The 16,449-nt window shown below is 58.5% G+C and carries 14 protein-coding genes and 3 tRNA genes; 12 read left to right on the top strand and 5 right to left on the bottom strand.

The window, feature by feature from the left end; translation table 11 throughout:
- Nucleotides 1-258: 258 nt before the first annotated feature.
- From VH599_19145 to VH599_19130, 4 genes are all read right to left on the bottom strand, one after another.
- Nucleotides 259-333: transfer RNA gene (locus VH599_19145), tRNA-Met, on the bottom strand.
- A 2-nt stretch (nt 334-335) separates the two neighbouring features.
- A tRNA-Met gene (locus tag VH599_19140) sits at nt 336-411 on the bottom strand.
- A gap of 3 nt (nt 412-414) precedes the next feature.
- Nucleotides 415-490 (bottom strand) — tRNA-Met (locus VH599_19135).
- A gap of 89 nt (nt 491-579) precedes the next feature.
- Nucleotides 580-1,635, bottom strand: coding sequence for a lysylphosphatidylglycerol synthase transmembrane domain-containing protein (locus VH599_19130; GenBank protein ID HEY7350437.1), 1,056 nt, complete (start codon nt 1,633-1,635; stop codon nt 580-582).
- A 289-nt stretch (nt 1,636-1,924) separates the two neighbouring features.
- On the opposite strand from VH599_19130, the gene VH599_19125 reads away from it, so the two are divergent.
- From VH599_19125 to VH599_19070, 12 genes are all read left to right on the top strand, one after another.
- The gene (locus tag VH599_19125) at nt 1,925-2,509 is read left to right on the top strand and encodes an ADP-ribosylation factor-like protein (protein HEY7350436.1); all 585 of its coding nucleotides are present in this window, start codon (nt 1,925-1,927) and stop codon (nt 2,507-2,509) included.
- 142 nt (nt 2,510-2,651) lie between these two features.
- The gene (locus tag VH599_19120) at nt 2,652-3,563 is read left to right on the top strand and encodes an aldolase (protein ID HEY7350435.1); all 912 of its coding nucleotides are present in this window, start codon (nt 2,652-2,654) and stop codon (nt 3,561-3,563) included.
- 148 nt (nt 3,564-3,711) lie between these two features.
- On the top strand, nt 3,712-4,398 hold the full coding sequence (locus tag VH599_19115; protein ID HEY7350434.1) for a response regulator transcription factor: 687 nt from the start codon (nt 3,712-3,714) through the stop codon (nt 4,396-4,398).
- Between the two features lie 29 nt (nt 4,399-4,427).
- The gene (locus VH599_19110; protein HEY7350433.1) at nt 4,428-5,663 is read left to right on the top strand and encodes a histidine kinase; all 1,236 of its coding nucleotides are present in this window, start codon (nt 4,428-4,430) and stop codon (nt 5,661-5,663) included.
- Between the two features lie 697 nt (nt 5,664-6,360).
- Entirely contained in the window at nt 6,361-6,501 is a 141-nt protein-coding gene (locus tag VH599_19105) for a hypothetical protein (protein ID HEY7350432.1), read from the top strand.
- 324 nt (nt 6,502-6,825) lie between these two features.
- Nucleotides 6,826-7,581 carry a hypothetical protein gene (locus VH599_19100; GenBank protein HEY7350431.1) on the top strand — a complete coding sequence of 252 codons (756 nt, stop codon included), beginning with the start codon at nt 6,826-6,828 and terminating at the stop codon, nt 7,579-7,581.
- A 207-nt stretch (nt 7,582-7,788) separates the two neighbouring features.
- Nucleotides 7,789-9,084 (top strand): response regulator, encoded by a 1,296-nt coding sequence (locus VH599_19095; GenBank protein ID HEY7350430.1) that lies wholly within the window; start codon nt 7,789-7,791, stop codon nt 9,082-9,084.
- 45 nt (nt 9,085-9,129) lie between these two features.
- Nucleotides 9,130-10,584: a CpaF family protein gene (locus tag VH599_19090; protein HEY7350429.1), complete on the top strand. Its 1,455-nt coding sequence runs from the start codon at nt 9,130-9,132 to the stop codon at nt 10,582-10,584.
- A gap of 38 nt (nt 10,585-10,622) precedes the next feature.
- Complete coding sequence (locus VH599_19085; protein ID HEY7350428.1) at nt 10,623-11,591, top strand: type II secretion system F family protein; 969 nt, start codon at nt 10,623-10,625, stop codon at nt 11,589-11,591.
- 27 nt (nt 11,592-11,618) lie between these two features.
- The gene (locus tag VH599_19080) at nt 11,619-12,557 is read left to right on the top strand and encodes a type II secretion system F family protein (GenBank protein ID HEY7350427.1); all 939 of its coding nucleotides are present in this window, start codon (nt 11,619-11,621) and stop codon (nt 12,555-12,557) included.
- Nucleotides 12,558-13,120: 563 nt separating this feature from the next.
- Nucleotides 13,121-13,918: a L,D-transpeptidase family protein gene (locus VH599_19075; protein HEY7350426.1), complete on the top strand. Its 798-nt coding sequence runs from the start codon at nt 13,121-13,123 to the stop codon at nt 13,916-13,918.
- Between the two features lie 190 nt (nt 13,919-14,108).
- Nucleotides 14,109-14,465 (top strand): hypothetical protein, encoded by a 357-nt coding sequence (locus VH599_19070; GenBank protein ID HEY7350425.1) that lies wholly within the window; start codon nt 14,109-14,111, stop codon nt 14,463-14,465.
- Nucleotides 14,466-14,567: 102 nt separating this feature from the next.
- On the opposite strand, the gene VH599_19065 is transcribed toward VH599_19070, so the two are convergent.
- Nucleotides 14,568-15,413 carry a hypothetical protein gene (locus VH599_19065; protein ID HEY7350424.1) on the bottom strand — a complete coding sequence of 282 codons (846 nt, stop codon included), beginning with the start codon at nt 15,411-15,413 and terminating at the stop codon, nt 14,568-14,570.
- Nucleotides 15,414-16,449 lie beyond the last annotated feature (1,036 nt).

Here is a 16,449-nt window from a genome sequence, read left to right as displayed (position 1 = left end):
CCGTAGAAGCGGCGACGGCCTACTGGAACCAACATCGCCATCCCTTCTACTGGGGGCGTCGAAGGCGGCATCGACCCCACCGGCAACCGGGCGTAGCCTTGGTCCCGGTAATCTCATAGACTTGCCGGATGGACCACTTAGCCGCATTTAGTCTGTTCGCGGCTGTTGAAAGGCAGGGGATTTCTCGAAAAAGCCAAAAAAAGGCCAGGGCAGATGGTTTCTGTACTCTGGCCTGGCTTCGTGCGTTGGGGCATCAATTGGTAGCGGGGGGCGGATTTGAACCGCCGACCAAGGGCTTATGAGTCCCCTGCTCTACCACTGAGCTACCCCGCCATTGGTAGCGGGAGATGGATTCGAACCACCGACCTCCGGGTTATGAGCCCGACGAGCTAACCACTGCTCTATCCCGCGTCGTGGTAGCGGGGGGCGGATTCGAACCGCCGACCTCCGGGTTATGAGCCCGACGAGCTAACCACTGCTCTACCCCGCGACGCAAAGGATACTATATATCATCCCAGCCACTTTGTCAAGGTTTGCTCGCAAGGCTTCGTATAGCCAGAAAGATGGCTCTGTCATCCCTTATTCCTGCTCAGGTGATGCAAGCTCCGCGCTGCCGGTTGGGGGCGCGGCTGGCAAGAAGATTTGCAGAATGGAACCGGGCAGCCCCAGGGTAACATTGAGCGCCAGCACCGCAAACGAAAGAGCGATAGCCTGCGTTCCCGGCACGCCCAGGCCACCCAGCAAGTACGTCAGGGCGACATCGCGTACCCCGATGCCCGCGAAAGTGATCGGCAGAGCCTGGCTGGTGGAGATCAGCGTCATAATCCAGAGCAGGTTCAGGTAGGAAACCTCTATCCCCAGGCCAAGCGCGAACTGATAGGCCGCCAGCACGAGCAAACCCTGATAGGAAACGCTGCACAGCAGGCAGAGCACGAGCGTTTGCAGATGGTGTTGATAGCCCGCCATCCCATGCCAGAAGCGCGCCAGCCAGCCTTCTTCCTGTGCAGATGTCTCAGATGTGGCAGCGCGCCTGCCGCGCCAGCGCAAGAGACGGCTGATGGGGCGCAGCAGGCGCTGGATGAGCGCGGCAAATGGCGGAATAAGGAAGAGGGCATGCAGACAGAGCGCGCCCGCCAGGGCCAGGCTGGCTCCGCCGATCCAGGCCCGTCGTCCGGCAAGCTCCACGTCGGTGGAGACGAACGTTACGCCAGTGAAGGCGATCAGCGCGAAGGCCAGCAGCAGGCTCAGTTGATCGGCCAGCATCGCCGCCCAGACACCCGCCGAGCGTCGTGTGACACGTCCCAGCAGCAGTGCTTTGACGGCGTTGCCGCTCTCTGTGCCGGGCAGCACCAGCCCATAGAAACCAGCGATAGCATTAAACTGCCAGACGCGCAGCAGACCGATGGGTACGGCCTGCGCGTGCAGGAGCAGCCGATACTTGACGGCGGCCACAAATGTCGCGCAGACACCAGCGGCCAAAGCGCCCACCAGCGTCAGGCCGGGGAGCGCGCCCAGCGCCTGAAAGACCTGACGCGCATCAATGCTGGAAAAGCGCAGCCACAGGCCCAGGATTAGCAGACTCACTCCCGCGCGCGCCGCTACCGGCCAGGCGCCTCGCCAGAAGCGGAGGAGCATCCTTCCTTTCGGCAGAGGCTGTGGTTTGGCCGTCAAATTGCTGGGGCTGGCTTTGTTGGTCTCCACGGCTGCCCTTGCTAATGGTTGGCTTTCCTGACAAAATACGTTATACTATCCTGGATCACTCGCCCTGCTATTGGTGGCTGCGCGAGAGAAGACTGCTGTCTGTTAAGCAAGCCTGATGCCAGGATGGTTCTCTTACCCTGGCTTGTGGCTCCAATCAGCCCGCTGTTCGCTGCCAGCCGTGTGGCGCGCGCCAGCGAGAACAAGCAGACATTTAGGAGTATCTATGTCACTCATCAACATGGCGAAGCGGGAGATTAACTGCAAAATTGTCTATTATGGGATTGGCCTCTGTGGCAAGACGACCAATCTCCATTATATCCACAAGACAGTGAACCCACGCGACGTTGGCGATATGGTGTCCATTGATACAGAAACGGAGCGCACGCTCTACTTTGACTTGCTCCCCCTGGAATTGGGGAGAGTACATGGGTTTCAGATTCGCTTTCAGTTATATACCGTACCCGGCCAGGTGCTCTACCAGCAGACACGCATCTCCGTCCTCAAAGGCGCTGATTGTGTCGTCTTCGTCGTTGATTCTGCCCAGGATAAGCTGCAAGAGAACCAGGAGAGCTGGAGCGAACTCAATGAGCAGCTAGCGAACATGGGCAAAGACGTGCGCGAGTTTCCCATCGTGATGCAGTGGAATAAGCGCGACCTGCCCGACGCTCTGCCCAAATACACGCTCGAACAATATCTGAACTCCTATCGTCTGCCCAGTTTTGAGGCCGTTGCCGTGAGTGGGAGAGGGGTTATCGAGACGCTGCGCACATCAGTCAACCTGACCCTTCGCCGCCTGGAACGCCAATGATTGCCCCGGCGCATGATATAATTTTTTCTAGCTATCATCGAGGATAGCGGCTGATGTGTGAAGAGGCGCTCTGCCGATTTAGTGGACGGAGCGCGCCAGATAGTGAAAACCTTCGCTTCATACCTACGAGGAGGGGCGCCATATGGCAATGACGCGCGTGAAACGGCCTACACTACATGACCTGGAATTGAGTCCCGGCAAGCGCACCCGCTTGCAGCACTTGCTGTATAAGTATGGCCCGGCGAACGGTACCCTGCTCTTTTTGCCCATTGACCAGGGGCTGGAGCATGGCCCGCGCGACTTTTTTGTCAATCCCCCGGCGAAAGACCCGGAGTTTCAGCTACGTGTTGCCAAAGAAGGCAACTTTTCGGGCATTGTCTTTCAGATCGGGATCGCCGAGAAATATATGCAGCACTACGCGGGCGAGGTGCCGCTCGTGCTGAAGCTGAACGGCAAGACCGAGATTCCCAGCGACAAAGCGCCGATCTCCCCAGTCCTTGCCAGCGTGGAAGACGCTGTACGGCTGGGCGCGGATGCGGTGGGCTACACACTCTACGTCGGCTCGCCGCGCCAGGATGAAGATTTTGCGCAGTTCCGCAAGGTGCGCGAGGATGCTGACCGCTATGGCATGCCCGTGATCGTCTGGTCCTATCCACGCGGCGAGGCAATTGATGCCAAAGGCGGGCGCGATAGTTTGTATGCTATTGACTACGCGGCTCGCGTTGCCAGCGAACTGGGCGCTGATATTGTGAAGATCAACGTACCCAAGATCAATCCAGAGAAAGATCAGGCTGCTCCCAAGCCCTATAACACCATGCGCCCCACGCGCGAAGAAGCGACTCGTATGGTGGTCGAGTCGGCGGGGCGAGCACTGGTCCTCTTCAGCGGCGGTGAAATGGAAGGCGATGAAGACCTGATCGCCAAGGCGCGGATTGCGATGGATGCTGGCGCAACCGGCCTGATCTTTGGGCGCAACCTGTGGCAGCGCTCGCACGATGACGCGCTGGCGATGAGCCGCCAGCTACATGAGATGATGAAGGATTACCGGGCGTAGTCTCCGCCCGTCAAGGCAAAAGACCGTCTTTCCATCACGGGATGGGGCAGCTATTTTTGTGCCTTTTGCTTTGCTTGCCTGGAGATAAAAGCACGAAGCGCATGGAGCAACCAGCAACGGGCGCAGGGGAAGGCGCTCAGGGGGATTTATGGACACGATTCGCGTCATGCTTGTTGATGAACACCCGCTGTTTCGCCAGGGCGCGCGCTGCGTGCTGGAACAGGCGGGGGATTGCACCGTTGTGGCCGAGGCTGCCACCGGACAGGCGGCGCTCGAACTGGCGCGCGCCGAAAATCCCGATGTGGTCCTGGTTGACGCCCTGCTCAGCACTGGTGATGCGCTGGAGGTATCCCGCCAGCTTCGCCACTGGCTGCCCCGCGTCAGCATTATTATGCTGACCGCGTTTGAGGATGAAGAGCAGCTTTTCCAATCCATGAAGGTAGGGGTGGCAGCATATTTTGTCAAGGACATCAAGCCGGAAGAATTGGTAGACGCGGTACGCCAGGTCTACCAGGGCGCGTACCTGATTAACGATAATGTGCTGTCGCGCCCAATGGTGGCAAGCCGTGTCCTGCGCACGTTCCGCGAAATGGCAATCGAAGAAGATGCCGAGGTGACGCCGCTCTTCTCGCCTCTTTCTGGCCGCGAAGTCGAGATTCTGGATTATATCGCGCGCGGCAACAGCAATAAGGAAATTGCGAAATCACTCAAGATTAGCGATCAAACGGTGAAGAACCATATTACCTCGATTCTCAAGAAGCTCTCAGTGAATGATCGTACTGCGGCGGTGGTTCATGCGCTACGTCACGGCTGGATTAAAATGCACGACGTGTGAGCGTGAGCGGCGGGCGAAAGGAGCAGGCCGTGTCACTTGATTTTAATGGATCGCGTGGACCAGATCGCGATAGCATGGGGCCATCGTACCGGAATCAGCCAGGAACAGGGTCGGTAAACGGGGCCAACGAGTGGGGAAATGGCAATGTTGCGGTGCGTAATGCCTTTGGCACAGGGGGGCTGCGTCCCCTGGAGCCAAACGATGCGCCACCGTTGGCGAGCCTCGATGAACTCATGCAGGCCATGAACCTGGAACTGGAGCAGCTTGCCCGCGAAGTGGAAGAGATCAGGCTCTTGATTCGCTCCACCTCCACCGAATGGGATCGCGCCAAACAGCGCCAGGCGCAAACGGCGCTGCGCGTGCGCGAAATGGAAGCGCGCCTGGAAACCTTCGCCCGCCAGGAAATTCGCACCACCTATCTGGCCTCTGGGGAAGCCGAGATGCGCGTGTTTATGATGCAGGAGCAGCGCGAACGCTTACAAGATAAACTCAAAGCCTACGAACGCTATCAGCGATCTCTGCAACAGGCGTTGAATACGCTGATCCAGCTCCAAAACGCCCGCCAGCAGCGGGGGGAAGTGGACCCGGCTATCGCCCATGTGGCGCGCATTGTGCAGACACAGGAGCGGCTTCGCCAGCGCATTGCCCAGCAGTTGCACGATGGCCCGGCGCAGGCGCTGGCGAACGTCGTCTTATCGGCGGAAATCTGCGAGCAGACCATCGAACGCGACCTGGGCCGAACACGCAGCGAACTGATCAACCTGAAGAACTCCGTCAGCACGACCCTGCGGGAGACGCGCAAGTTCATTTTCGATCTGCGCCCTATGGCTCTGGATGATCTGGGACTCTTCCCAACCTTGAAGCGCTACACCCAGGATTTGATGAACAGAACAGGCATACAAATCTTGTTCTCGCCGCGCGGAGCGGAGCAGCGCCTGCCATCTCCCATTGAAGTCTCCCTGTTCCGCATTGCCCAGGAAGCCCTCTCCAATGTGGTCAACCACGCGCATGCTCACCAGGCGGTGGTCTCGTTGTATGTCCACCCGGAAGGCGTGACGCTGACCATTGAGGACGATGGGCAGGGTTTTGATGTGGATCAGGTGATGCAAGAGGCAAATACGCGCCGAACCGTCGGCCTGACCAGCATGCACGAGCGGGCCGAGATGCTGAAGACACACTTGATAGTGGAAAGCCTGGCGGGTCGCGGGACCAAAGTGGAACTCACCGTTCCACGTCAGGGAACAGACGGATTACCGATGCTCTAGTATTTTTTGGCTATTGGAAGCGCGGAACCCAAACGGCCCAATCGGGCCATTTGGGTTTGAGCAGACGCCCGCTGGTATGCTTCATCCTGTCATTCAATCCCCCTTTTTCCCCGTTGTACTCCTCTCGCTCCTCTTCGTACTTGCTGCTTTTTGGCAGAGAGCGAGTCAGAATGGAGTACGCTTCTTTTCCTGGGTCAGAGGGGCGCAAGCCACTGGCGAGCGGGAGCGCGCCTCCGTGTCCCTATGCTTGTTTCAGGCCAGGCGTCACAAGGGCGAGCGGCTGCTGTTACTGCCTACATCAGTACCCGTTAAGGCTAACAGAAAGGAAATGCTCCGCTTGGGTTTGCTTTGTCAGAGCGCCTGCTGCCCTGCTCCTGATCCCCAACAAGCGCTATGATATAATTGCGCTGAGCTTGAGGGAGCAGAGGGTAGTAAAGTACCATCATCGGTTCTTGTTTCTCTTTTATTAAGTAGTGGTTGGGCTGGGGAGGTAGCCAAGCTGCTCTTCTTCCAAAAGGCGCAGGCGCTCTTGCAGAGCCATGCAAGCAGACCTTTCAGAATGATTCAGATGCGCTATAGTCGCATTTGGATACAGAGCTGGCTCGGCGTGTTGGGGAATGCCGGGAAAGCAAGTAGATAGCGGAAGCCTGGCTTGAGCTGGGAAGAAAGGGGTACACCTGTGTTGAAGAAGTCTTTCTTGCGGAAGGGTCAAAAGGGACAAGGGTTGGTCGAGTACTCGCTGATTATTGCCCTCGTGGCAATCGTGGTGATCGCCATCCTTGTTCTGATGGGGCCTCAGATCGGTCAGATCTTCAGCACCATTACACACGGTCTCTAAGACTGCTGGGCCTATTCACTGCCTCTCTGGAGGGGTCATTCTCATCATGAGAACGGGCGCTGCACGCATCCCGATTCCCTCCAGAGGGCTGGCTAGCAGGCAATTGATGCAGGGACGCATTCCTCCTGGTCTGTTGGCCCTTGCCAGTTGGCAGGGGACCATCTTTTGTTTCTGTGTGTTTCATATCTGTACTTCCACGATAGAAGAAGCAAAGGTAGTCATTCGGGCTTCTGGCTCTCAGCTACTCTCTCCGAGAGAGACCACTCTTTGCAGGAGTATGGGCAGGCGGCGAGCGACTGGAGCAAAGCTAAAGGAGGTCAAGCGATGCAGACACAGGTGCGCCCTCCCCGCCAGAGAAGCAGCGGCGGGCGAACATTGATGCTGCTGGGTTTGGTCCTGGCGCTGGCCGCAGCAGGGCTGGTTTTCTATGTGACAAACAGCGTGCAGGGCGTCTTTACTCAGACGACCTCGGTGGTAGTAGCGTCGGTAAACCTGAAGGGCGGTACCATTCTGACCCTGGACAACGCGCAGGCTCCCAGCGTGCGCATTCAGGATGTCTTTGCCGTCAAACAAGTTGACAACAAGCTTGTCCCACCTGATGCCTATAAGTTTACCAATCAAGATGCGCTCAATACGGAGTTGAATAATAAAGTCATCACCGAAGACTTCCTGGCGAACGATATTTTGCGCGTCAACGATCCCCGCCTGGCGGCTGTTGGCACGACCAGCGGCAAAAGCCTGACCAACTACAACCCCGCCGCTCAGAAAGACGGCGAGGTGCTGGTTACGTTGCAGCAGGATAATGGGTCCCTTGGCTTGCAGCCGGGCGATACCATCAACATTATCGCCACTCAACCGGGGGCGGCGAATACGGCAACTTCGGCCTTCGTCATGAACAACATACTGGTCTATGCGGTTGATCAACCTGCACCGGGAAAGATCATGGTGGTGCTCAGCACCCTGAATTCTCTGAAATTGGCGTCATGGGAGCATAGCGGCCTGATATTGACAATCGTGATTCGCAAGCCAGGCGATCCCGGCGACGCCAGCCAAATACCGCCGGTGAAGGTGGGGCCATAGCTCCAGCTTTGATCACGCTGACGCTGGGAATCTTCCAGCGCGCTCATCGTCGGGAAAAGTAGCGTCATTGTCCAGCGAGCGATATGCCGGGCGTCTGGTGAGGAAAACCGAGCTTGCCATACGACCGGCCACCGCTTGTCTGAAGATTCAACAAGAGATTGGGTCATGGGGTTTGTGCCCGCGAGGCGCCAGAAGAGATAGGTGACAATGCAGCCAGCTTGGAATAACGGGCCACCCATCCGCTTGATGATCGTAGATGATGTGCCTGACACAACGGAAAACGTGAAGAGGCTGCTGTATTTTGAGCGCGACATCCAGGTGATCGCTACCGCCATGAGTGGGCGCGAGGCGATTGCCAAAGCCGTCCATCTGGTTCCTGATATTATCCTGATGGACATTAACATGCCCGATATGGATGGCTTGCGTGCCGCGCAGGTCATCTTGCAGCAAGTTCCCACGCGCGTCGTGATGATGTCGGTGCAGGCGGAGCCAGAGTATCTGCAACGGGCTTTGCTGGTCGGGGCCAGAGGCTACCTGACCAAGCCTTTCTCCAGCGAACAGCTTGTTGATACGCTGCGCAGCGCCGCGCAGGTGCCGGTACAGCACCTGGCGCCTGCGCCGGGCCAGCGCAACGGCACAGCCCGCGCGCCCGACTATGCCGCGCCCCCGCCGCCCTATTCGGCTTCGCCCCTCGCGGCAGCGCGCGCCCGCCAGCATGTCGTCGCAGTCTTCAGTGGGAAAGGCGGGGTGGGGCGCAGTGTGGTTGCGCTGAACCTGGCGATTATGCTGCGTCAACTGACGCAGGAGCGCGTAGCCCTGGTTGATGCCGATCTGCAAGCGGGAGACATTCACGTGCTGCTGAATATGAATTCATCCAGCAGCATTGATGATCTGCGCGAGGCCGCCAGCCTGGACGCCGACATCATCCAGCACTCGATGGCGGTCCACGAGAGCGGGCTGCGGGTGCTGCGAGCGCCGCCGCACCCGGAATCGGCTGAACGCTTCACCGAAGAAGAAATGAAGCGCATCATCATGGACCTGCGCGAAAACTTTGATTATCTGGTCATTGATATGTCGGCGAACTACTCAGAAGCCAACCTGATGATCCTGGACAAGGCCGACCAGATTATCCTGGTCACAACGCTTGAACTCACGTCCTTGAATAAGGTGACGCGCTTCTTTGATGTGGCCGGGCGCCTGGGGTATCCAGAAGAGAAAATTGTGCTGGTGTGCAATCGCGTGCAATCCTACTATGGCATCAAGCCCCAGCAGCTAGAGAACCAGCTGCGTCATCGTGTGGCAGTACTCCTCCCTGAAGAGAACCAGATGATGGTGAACGCGGTGAACCGGGGTATTCCCTTTGTCCTCCACCAGCGAGGCCATCAAGTGACCAGGCAGTTTGCCGCGCTGGCAAAGCAGGTGGCCCTGAAAGCCACCGAAGAGGAGCGGGCAGCGGCGGCTGGCCCGGCGAAAAAAGCAAAGCGCGGCTTATTCAAACGCTGAGCAGCGCGCGTGTTGTGATGCTCTCTAGCGAAGAAGGGATGCAGTATGGCGCTCTTAAAACGGTTTGGCGACGCCCCATCAACCAACGGCGGGCGACCAGGCGGGCCTGGTCTGGACAGCGGTTTACTGTCAGGCGGCGCGCCTCCTGCGCCTGGCGCCTATGGACTCCCGGAATTGCCTCCCCAGGCGCGGACAGCCCTCAGCGCGGGCAATGCCAATGTCGCCCTTTCGCGCGAAAACAGCTTTTATGAACTGAAAACCAAGGTCCAGAACATGTTGATTGCTGAACTGGACCCCAAGATTGACCTCAGCCAGACGGCTCAGGTGCGCCGGACCATCGAAGAACTCTTCACCCTCATCCTCGATCAACAGGGCATTGTGCTGACGCGCGTGGATCGCATGCGTCTCTTTGAGGCGATTACCGCCGAGATTCTGGGCCTGGGTCCGATTGAGCCGCTGCTCAACGATGAATCCGTGACAGAAATCATGGTCAACGGCCCCAAACAGGTCTATGTCGAGCAAGGCGGCAGACTCTATAAAACCGATATTCACTTCAAGGACGACGACCACGTCATGCGCGTGATTGACCGCATCATCTCTCCGCTGGGGCGGCGCTGTGATGAAAGCTCGCCAATGGTGGACGCGCGCCTGTCCGATGGCTCGCGCGTGAACGCGATTATCCCGCCGCTCTCGCTGGTTGGCCCCGTCCTGACCATCCGCAAGTTCTCCAAGACGCCCTTTACCGAACATGATCTGGTGCGCTTTGGGACGCTGACCCAGGATATGATCGAGTTCCTGCGCGCCTGCGTGCAGGTGCGGCTGAACCTCGTAGTCTCCGGCGGCACCGGCTCTGGCAAGACGACGCTCTTGAACGTGCTGTCCAGCTTTATCCCCAACGACGAGCGCATCGTGACCATTGAGGACGCCGCCGAATTGCAGTTGCGCCAGGAACATGTCGTCACCCTGGAAAGCCGCCCGGCCAACATCGAAGGCAAGGGGCGCATCTCCATCCGCGAATTAGTGGGCAACGCCCTGCGTATGCGGCCAGATCGCATTATCGTCGGTGAGGTGCGCGGCGGCGAGGCGCTGGACATGCTCCAGGCCATGAATACCGGCCACGACGGCTCACTGACCACCCTGCACAGTAACAGCCCCCGTGACACCCTGGCGCGTCTGGAAACGATGGTCTTGATGGCAGGCATGGACCTGCCCCATCGGGCGATCCGCGAGCAGGTTTCCAAGGCTATTCAATTGATTGTGCATGAATCGCGTATGAAAGATGGCAGCCGGAAGATCGTCAATATCGCCGAAGTGCAGGGGATGGAAGGCGATGTGGTGGTCATGCAGGATATTTTCGTCTTTGAGCAAACTGGCGTCGAAAATGGCCGTATCCAGGGACGCCTGCGGCCTACGGGGATTCGCCCGCGCTTTCAGGAGACGTTCGAGGTCGCTGGCATTCACCTGCCGCCCTCCATTTTTGGCTATGGCAACATGTGGTAAGGGGCGAATACACGCCCCTGCTCTAAGGAGAAGGCGCCATGCAGCAACTTATGATCTTTGGGCTGGCAGGGATGATGATGCTGGGCATCCTGCTGATCTTCGCCGGACTTCGCCGAGCTGCTGTCCGCCAACGATCCTCCATCAGCAGCCGGTTAGAAGCCTTTGGAGCGCGCAACGCCCCACTGAACGCGGGAAAGCAAGCAGGAGGCGGAGGGCTGCAAATAGCAGGCATGGTGGATCGCGCGGTAAGCCGCCAGACCTTTGCCCAGCGGCTGGCTCGTGATCTTGCCAGAGCGAACCTCAAGATTACAGTTGGCGAATATCTGGTGGCTGTCGCTGTCTTTGTCTGTATAGCCATCCTCATCGGGCTGGTCACGAGAAACGTCGTCATTTGCCTGGTGCTGATCTTCGGAGCGATTGCGCTGCCGCGTCTCTACGTCAGCCGCAAGCGTTCGGCACGCCTGCGGGATTTCAATAACCAGCTTGCCGATACAATCACGCTGCTGGCAAACTCGCTGCGCTCTGGCTACAGCTTGCTCCAGGCGATGGAACTCGTCTCGCGGGAGGCGCGCCCGCCAATGTCTATGGAGTTCGAGCGGGTGGTGCGTGAAGTGGGCCTGGGCCTCTCGCCAGAGGAGGCGCTGGCAAATCTGGTGCGGCGCATTCAGTCCGATGACCTGGAACTGATGGTCACGGCCATTAACGTACAGCGCGAAGTCGGCGGGAATCTGGCCGAGATTCTGGATACCATCTCCAGCACCATCCGCGAGCGCGTGAAACTAAAGGGCGAGATCAAAGTCCTGACATCCCAGCAGCAGTACTCTGGCTATATCATTGCGGCCATGCCTATTGCGCTGGCGCTGATCCTTTTTGCCATTAACCCCACCTACATGCTGCGGCTGTTTACTGAGACGCACTGGTGCGGCATCTGCCTGATCGGAAGCAGCCTGGTAATGATTATCTCTGGATTTTTTGTGATTCTCAAGATCGTCAATATTGAGGTCTAAGCGTTCAGAAGACGAGGGAGCCAGATTATGCTAAAAGACCTTCTACCTGTTCTGGCGATGTTTCTCGCCTTCTTTGGGGTGCTGCTGGTGGTCTTCGGGGTGGCAGGGAGCAGCCGCCCCAAGCCGATGGAACAGCGCCTGCGCGAGTTTGCCCCGCGCCCCCGCTCGTTGGAAGAATTGGAGTTTGAGCAGCCCATTTCCGAGCGATTCTTTCGCCCGCTGTTGCAGCAGCTTTCGCGGCTGGTGTCGCGCAATACGCCCACCAACGTGATGGAGAACGCTCAGAAGCGCCTGCTGCATGGCGGCAACCCCAATAACCTGACGGTTGCCGATTTTATGGGCATCAAAGGGCTGGTCGCCGCCGTGTTGGCCGGGCTGGCCCTGGTGATTGGCTTCGTGGGCGGCGCTGGCTTCCTCGCTACCGTACTGCTCCTGATCGTGCTGGGCACGATAGGCTTTCTGCTGCCCGACTTCTGGCTTGGCTCCAAAGTGCGCCAGCGGCGCAGGAATCTCTTGCGCGCCCTGCCTGACGCGATTGATCTACTCTCCATCAGCGTCGAGGCTGGCCTGGGCTTTGACGCCGCGCTCAATCGGCTGGTGGAAAAGACACAGAATGAGTTAGCCTATGAGTTCGGGCGGGTGATTGCCGAGATGCGCGTGGGCGTGCCTCGACGCGAAGCCCTGCGGGCGCTGGCCGAGCGCACCGGCATTCAGGAACTGGGTATCTTTGTCACCGCCATTATTCAGGCGGAGCAGCTTGGCGCCAGTATTTCGAGCGTCTTGCACATTCAATCAGCGGAGATGCGCATTCGCCGCCGCCAGCGGGCCGAAGTGCTGGCGCATCAGGCCCCAATCAAGATGCTCTTTCCTATGGCCTTCTTGATTTTCCCGCCGATGTTTGTCGTCATCCTGGGGCCGTCAATCCCCACCGTGACCCATATCTTCCTGCCCCACCTCTTCCTGTAGCCTGGATTCTCAGGACGCTGAGGCCAGCCCGCGCTTCAGACGGGAATAAGCAGCCGTTTCGCTGCCCTTCTTATACCAAATTCGCATAAAGAGGATCGTTGTACTTGCAGCGCCGTCTTCCAGACGGCCAGTCGTTGTGCCGTCTGGAAGACGGCGCTGCAAGTGGCATCCGCAAGTATTCAAGTAGATGTGGTATTAAACGAGAAGACGTTAAGCAGGGCAGCGTTTTCTGCGCTTCATAGATCTTTGCTAAAAAAAGCAAAGAAGTATTGTGCTTTTTTCACTTTGTAGAAGCAAAAAAGGCTGGACGGTTGATAAAAGCTCTGCTATAATAAACTCAGGCAGGCGGCTCATCAGAGCAGTCAATGAGCGCGTTTTTCCCCGGTATGGTCAGGAAAAGCGCGAGCGTGTTGATGGCCGGTTCGGTGGAGGGCCATCGCGCAAACTGAGGAGGTGATGCGGGTCCAATCGGGACCGCGCGGCGCTCATATCAGGCGGAGGGCGCTGTCTGTTCAACGCCTGTATGTCACTTCTCTAAAGATAATGTGAATGGGGGAACCCCTATGAAGCGCATCCTCAGACGGTGGGTGGTTACAGGATTAGCCGCGCTCTGCCTGGCGTTGTTCGCAACAATCACGCCAGTGGCTGCGGCCAGCCCTCAAACCTCGATCCAGCCGATGACCGCTACTCCCTTCAAGGGAACCGTCACCAACTATGCGAATGTACGCAACGGCCCGACCCTCCATAATCGGATTCTTAGCGTTGATCGTCCCGGTACTGCGGTCACTGTGTATGCCCAGGTGAGGGGCGATTCCGTCTGGGCAGGGAATATCTGGGATCGTATCACTCCCACTACTGCCAGCCCTCGCTATATCTACTCGGCGCTTGTGCAAGGCCCCAGCACTGGAGGCGGCGGTGGGAATCCACCCACGACAACCAGCAAGGGCAAGTTAATCCTGGTTTCCATCTCTAAGGAGTGGCTGTGGGCCTATCAGGATGGCAAGCTCGTCTTAAACACGCCCGTGACGACGGCCCGTCCTGGCCTGAGCACGCCGGTAGGAACCTGGCATATCTTCAGCCACCTGCACCCGACCACCTTTTATTCTCCCTGGCCGCCCGGAAACCCCTACTGGTATCCGCCGACCCACATAGACTACGCGATGGGCTTCCATTCTGGCGGCTACTACCTGCATAACGCCTCCTGGCGCGGCAAGTATGGCCCCGGCACCACCGGCTGGCATTACGACCCGATTGGCGGCTGGATGTGGGGTACGCACGGCTGCATCAATGCGCCGCTCAAGGCGATCATCTGGCTCTATTACTGGGCGCCCAATGGCACAACATTGAAAGTAGTGAGATAGGCATTTGCTCGCGCCGCCTCGCCTGTTTTATATATTCATAGGAAGAGAGACCTGCGGTTCATGTCGCAGGTCTCTCTTCCTATGGTGAGCTACCATCGGCATCGGCTCAGGCGGTGGTGTGCTATACTTGGCGGTGATGGGCGCTTCTCCGCTGCGCTCTGCGGCCATCTGGAAAGCAGTGGGTGCGACAATGCGATCAGTCAAGAGAAGGTGGGCAGGCGCCCGCCTGCTGGCGACAAATATCGTGCGTGTCCGGCGCTTTCGCCTGCTGCGCTTTCGCCTGATCACCTTTGGATTGTATGAACCGCACGCCCTGTATCGTCGGCGGGTCTTTGCGCGCCCCTGGCGCCAGGTGAACCCGCGCGTTGCCTGGCTCTTGCTCTGGCGTACAGCGGCCTATAGCCGCTGGCTGGCGGAGATGGAGGCGGTGAGACAAAGCGGCCCGGCTGGCTGGTGGCAGCATCGCCTGGAACCGGCAGCGTATGAACGCCTGCGCCAATGGATCGACGCCGAAAACACGCCGCCTCCTGGCAGCGCCATCGAGTAGCAGAGGACTCATCTGAAGCCGAGCAGTGGGCCGCCGTATGTTCACGGCGGCCCACTGGTATGGATATTCTGCCTGGCTGCTCTGCCGACTTACTGATTCGCGCTACTGATTCCGGCGCGAACGGCTGGAGCGCACGCTGCCGCTGTCGCCGTAAGTTCGCCGCCCATTCATCGCAGCCGTCTGGCCGGTGGCCCCGGCTGAAGTGCTGGTCAGCACTTCCATCGCCTTGAGCCGCCAGTAGCGGGCGCTGGCCGGCTTTTTGAGCGAGAGATATTCCGCCAGAACATCATCGGTGATGTTCGGGTTCGCGGTCAGCGCCTCGATGGTCAGTTGCAGCTTATCGGCCCCGTCCACATCGGCGCGTATCGGGCCGCTGTCGCTGGAAGAGATCACTTCGGCGCTGCCAATTGCCAGCACCGGGCCGCTGATGGGGCCAGTATTGCTGTGGCCGTTGGCCCCCAGATCATCCAGATCATCCAATCCAGCCAGCAGATCAACCGCATCGGCAGTGGTCGAGCGGCTGCTGGGGCTTGCCAGCGCCGGGCGAACCGGAGCCGAGACCGCAGGCAGCGGGCCGGTGCTGCCAGCCGGGCCGATAGTCAGGCGGCTGCGATTGACCTCAGCAACGGTGGCTAGCTGACGCTGGAGCTTCTCCATATGCTCTTGCTGATCGGCGTCGGTAATCGTCTCGGCCATCATGGTGTAGACAATGCCCAGCAGCGGGAAGGATGAGGCCAGAAATGGGAAGATGTTGCTGAGCCAGGGGGCGTACTGCTCGGCCACGCTGAGCGCCGTGCTGCTGTGGAACTGTTTGGAATATGCCCAGTTCATGGCCCAGGAAAACAGCGTGCAGAGCAGGATCAGCAGCCAGTGCTGCCAGACGGCACGCCAGCTGCGATAGCGGCGATAACGCTGAAAGGCCGTCCAGCTCAGGAGATAAATAGTCACATCAATACTGATAGCGATGGAATAGCTGACAGCCCAGGACCACGGGGAGGTACTTGGTTCAAAAGAATTGAAGAAATACGCTACGTGTGGAATAGAGGCTGCCAGAAATACGGCGAAAGCTGCCCAGAAAAAATATCGCATACAGAGTCCAACCCGTTTCCTGAACGCTGCCACCGGCTGAGGAGGCCAGCCGATGAGAGCTACTCCCGACAACACAAACCCGCCGCACAACGCCCTCGTTGTGCAAGACGAGCTACCGTTCCTAGAGTAACACAGCGCGCAAGGGGCCGCATCAGGCGAGGAGCAGCATGACAGGCGGCTTCGCTGCTCTTACCCGTCGGTTCGTCGGGAAGCTGCCCAGTACCATTTTCCTACCAGGCTTCTCGCCGCTGCTGGCGGAGGCAGCGGTTCGGCACACAGCCTGCGCTGTATCACCCCCAGCCTGCGCTGAACCACTCATAGAGAACTGGATAAAAGGCGCTTTTCCGAAAGCTCGTCGCCAGACCCTTGACATCCTGTGGATGGGTATGGTATATTCTCTCTTACGTCGGCACAAAAGATGCGGTGCATCAGTCCGACGGAGGGATAGCGGGGCAGCCGGGAAGTTCGAGCAGTTCCTAACCACAGCTTTGAGAGATTTTCCGAAACCTACCCTAACCCCTTGACAAGCCCCCAAAAGTATGTGATAATATCAGGGCGCTCTTCGTAAGGGTCGTTTGTTTCTGAAGGACACGAGCGAGGCGCACCGGAAACACATCCGGGGATTCCAGAGCTATGCCCGCCGCCCAGCGTTCGTTGGGAAGAAGCGCGGGGAAGCACCTGAACAACTGCATAAGCGTAAATTGTGACGCACGGGTCATCAGCATCGTGAGAACACTATACGATGCGGGTATATTATGCAATGCGAACTGCGCAATTGCTTCAATTTTGCTGACCTGACGGAGGGCAGCTAAGCTACGCAGGGTGCATGGTGGATGCCTTGGCGCCAAGAGCCGATGAAGGACGCGGAGACCGGCGAAACGTGAACGGGGAGCTG

The organism is Ktedonobacterales bacterium, assembly GCA_036557285.1.
In the GTDB taxonomy this organism is placed as follows: Bacteria; Chloroflexota; Ktedonobacteria; order Ktedonobacterales; family DATBGS01; genus DATBHW01.
This window is presented reverse-complemented; position numbering and strand designations above follow the sequence as displayed.

What these genes read in the sequence shown, in the direction of transcription:
- VH599_19120 (HEY7350435.1), top strand. Translation starts at nt 2,652, where the DNA reads ATGGCAATGACGCGCGTGAAACGGCCTACACTACATGACCTGGAATTG.
- VH599_19125 (HEY7350436.1), top strand. Translation starts at nt 1,925, where the DNA reads ATGTCACTCATCAACATGGCGAAGCGGGAGATTAACTGCAAAATTGTC.
- VH599_19075 (HEY7350426.1), top strand. Translation starts at nt 13,121, where the DNA reads ATGAAGCGCATCCTCAGACGGTGGGTGGTTACAGGATTAGCCGCGCTC.
- VH599_19070 (HEY7350425.1), top strand. Translation starts at nt 14,109, where the DNA reads ATGCGATCAGTCAAGAGAAGGTGGGCAGGCGCCCGCCTGCTGGCGACA.
- VH599_19100 (HEY7350431.1), top strand. Translation starts at nt 6,826, where the DNA reads ATGCAGACACAGGTGCGCCCTCCCCGCCAGAGAAGCAGCGGCGGGCGA.
- VH599_19115 (HEY7350434.1), top strand. Translation starts at nt 3,712, where the DNA reads ATGGACACGATTCGCGTCATGCTTGTTGATGAACACCCGCTGTTTCGC.
- VH599_19080 (HEY7350427.1), top strand. Translation starts at nt 11,619, where the DNA reads ATGCTAAAAGACCTTCTACCTGTTCTGGCGATGTTTCTCGCCTTCTTT.
- VH599_19090 (HEY7350429.1), top strand. Translation starts at nt 9,130, where the DNA reads ATGGCGCTCTTAAAACGGTTTGGCGACGCCCCATCAACCAACGGCGGG.
- VH599_19095 (HEY7350430.1), top strand. Translation starts at nt 7,789, where the DNA reads ATGCAGCCAGCTTGGAATAACGGGCCACCCATCCGCTTGATGATCGTA.
- VH599_19130 (HEY7350437.1), bottom strand. Translation starts at nt 1,635, where the DNA reads ATGCTCCTCCGCTTCTGGCGAGGCGCCTGGCCGGTAGCGGCGCGCGCG.
- VH599_19085 (HEY7350428.1), top strand. Translation starts at nt 10,623, where the DNA reads ATGCAGCAACTTATGATCTTTGGGCTGGCAGGGATGATGATGCTGGGC.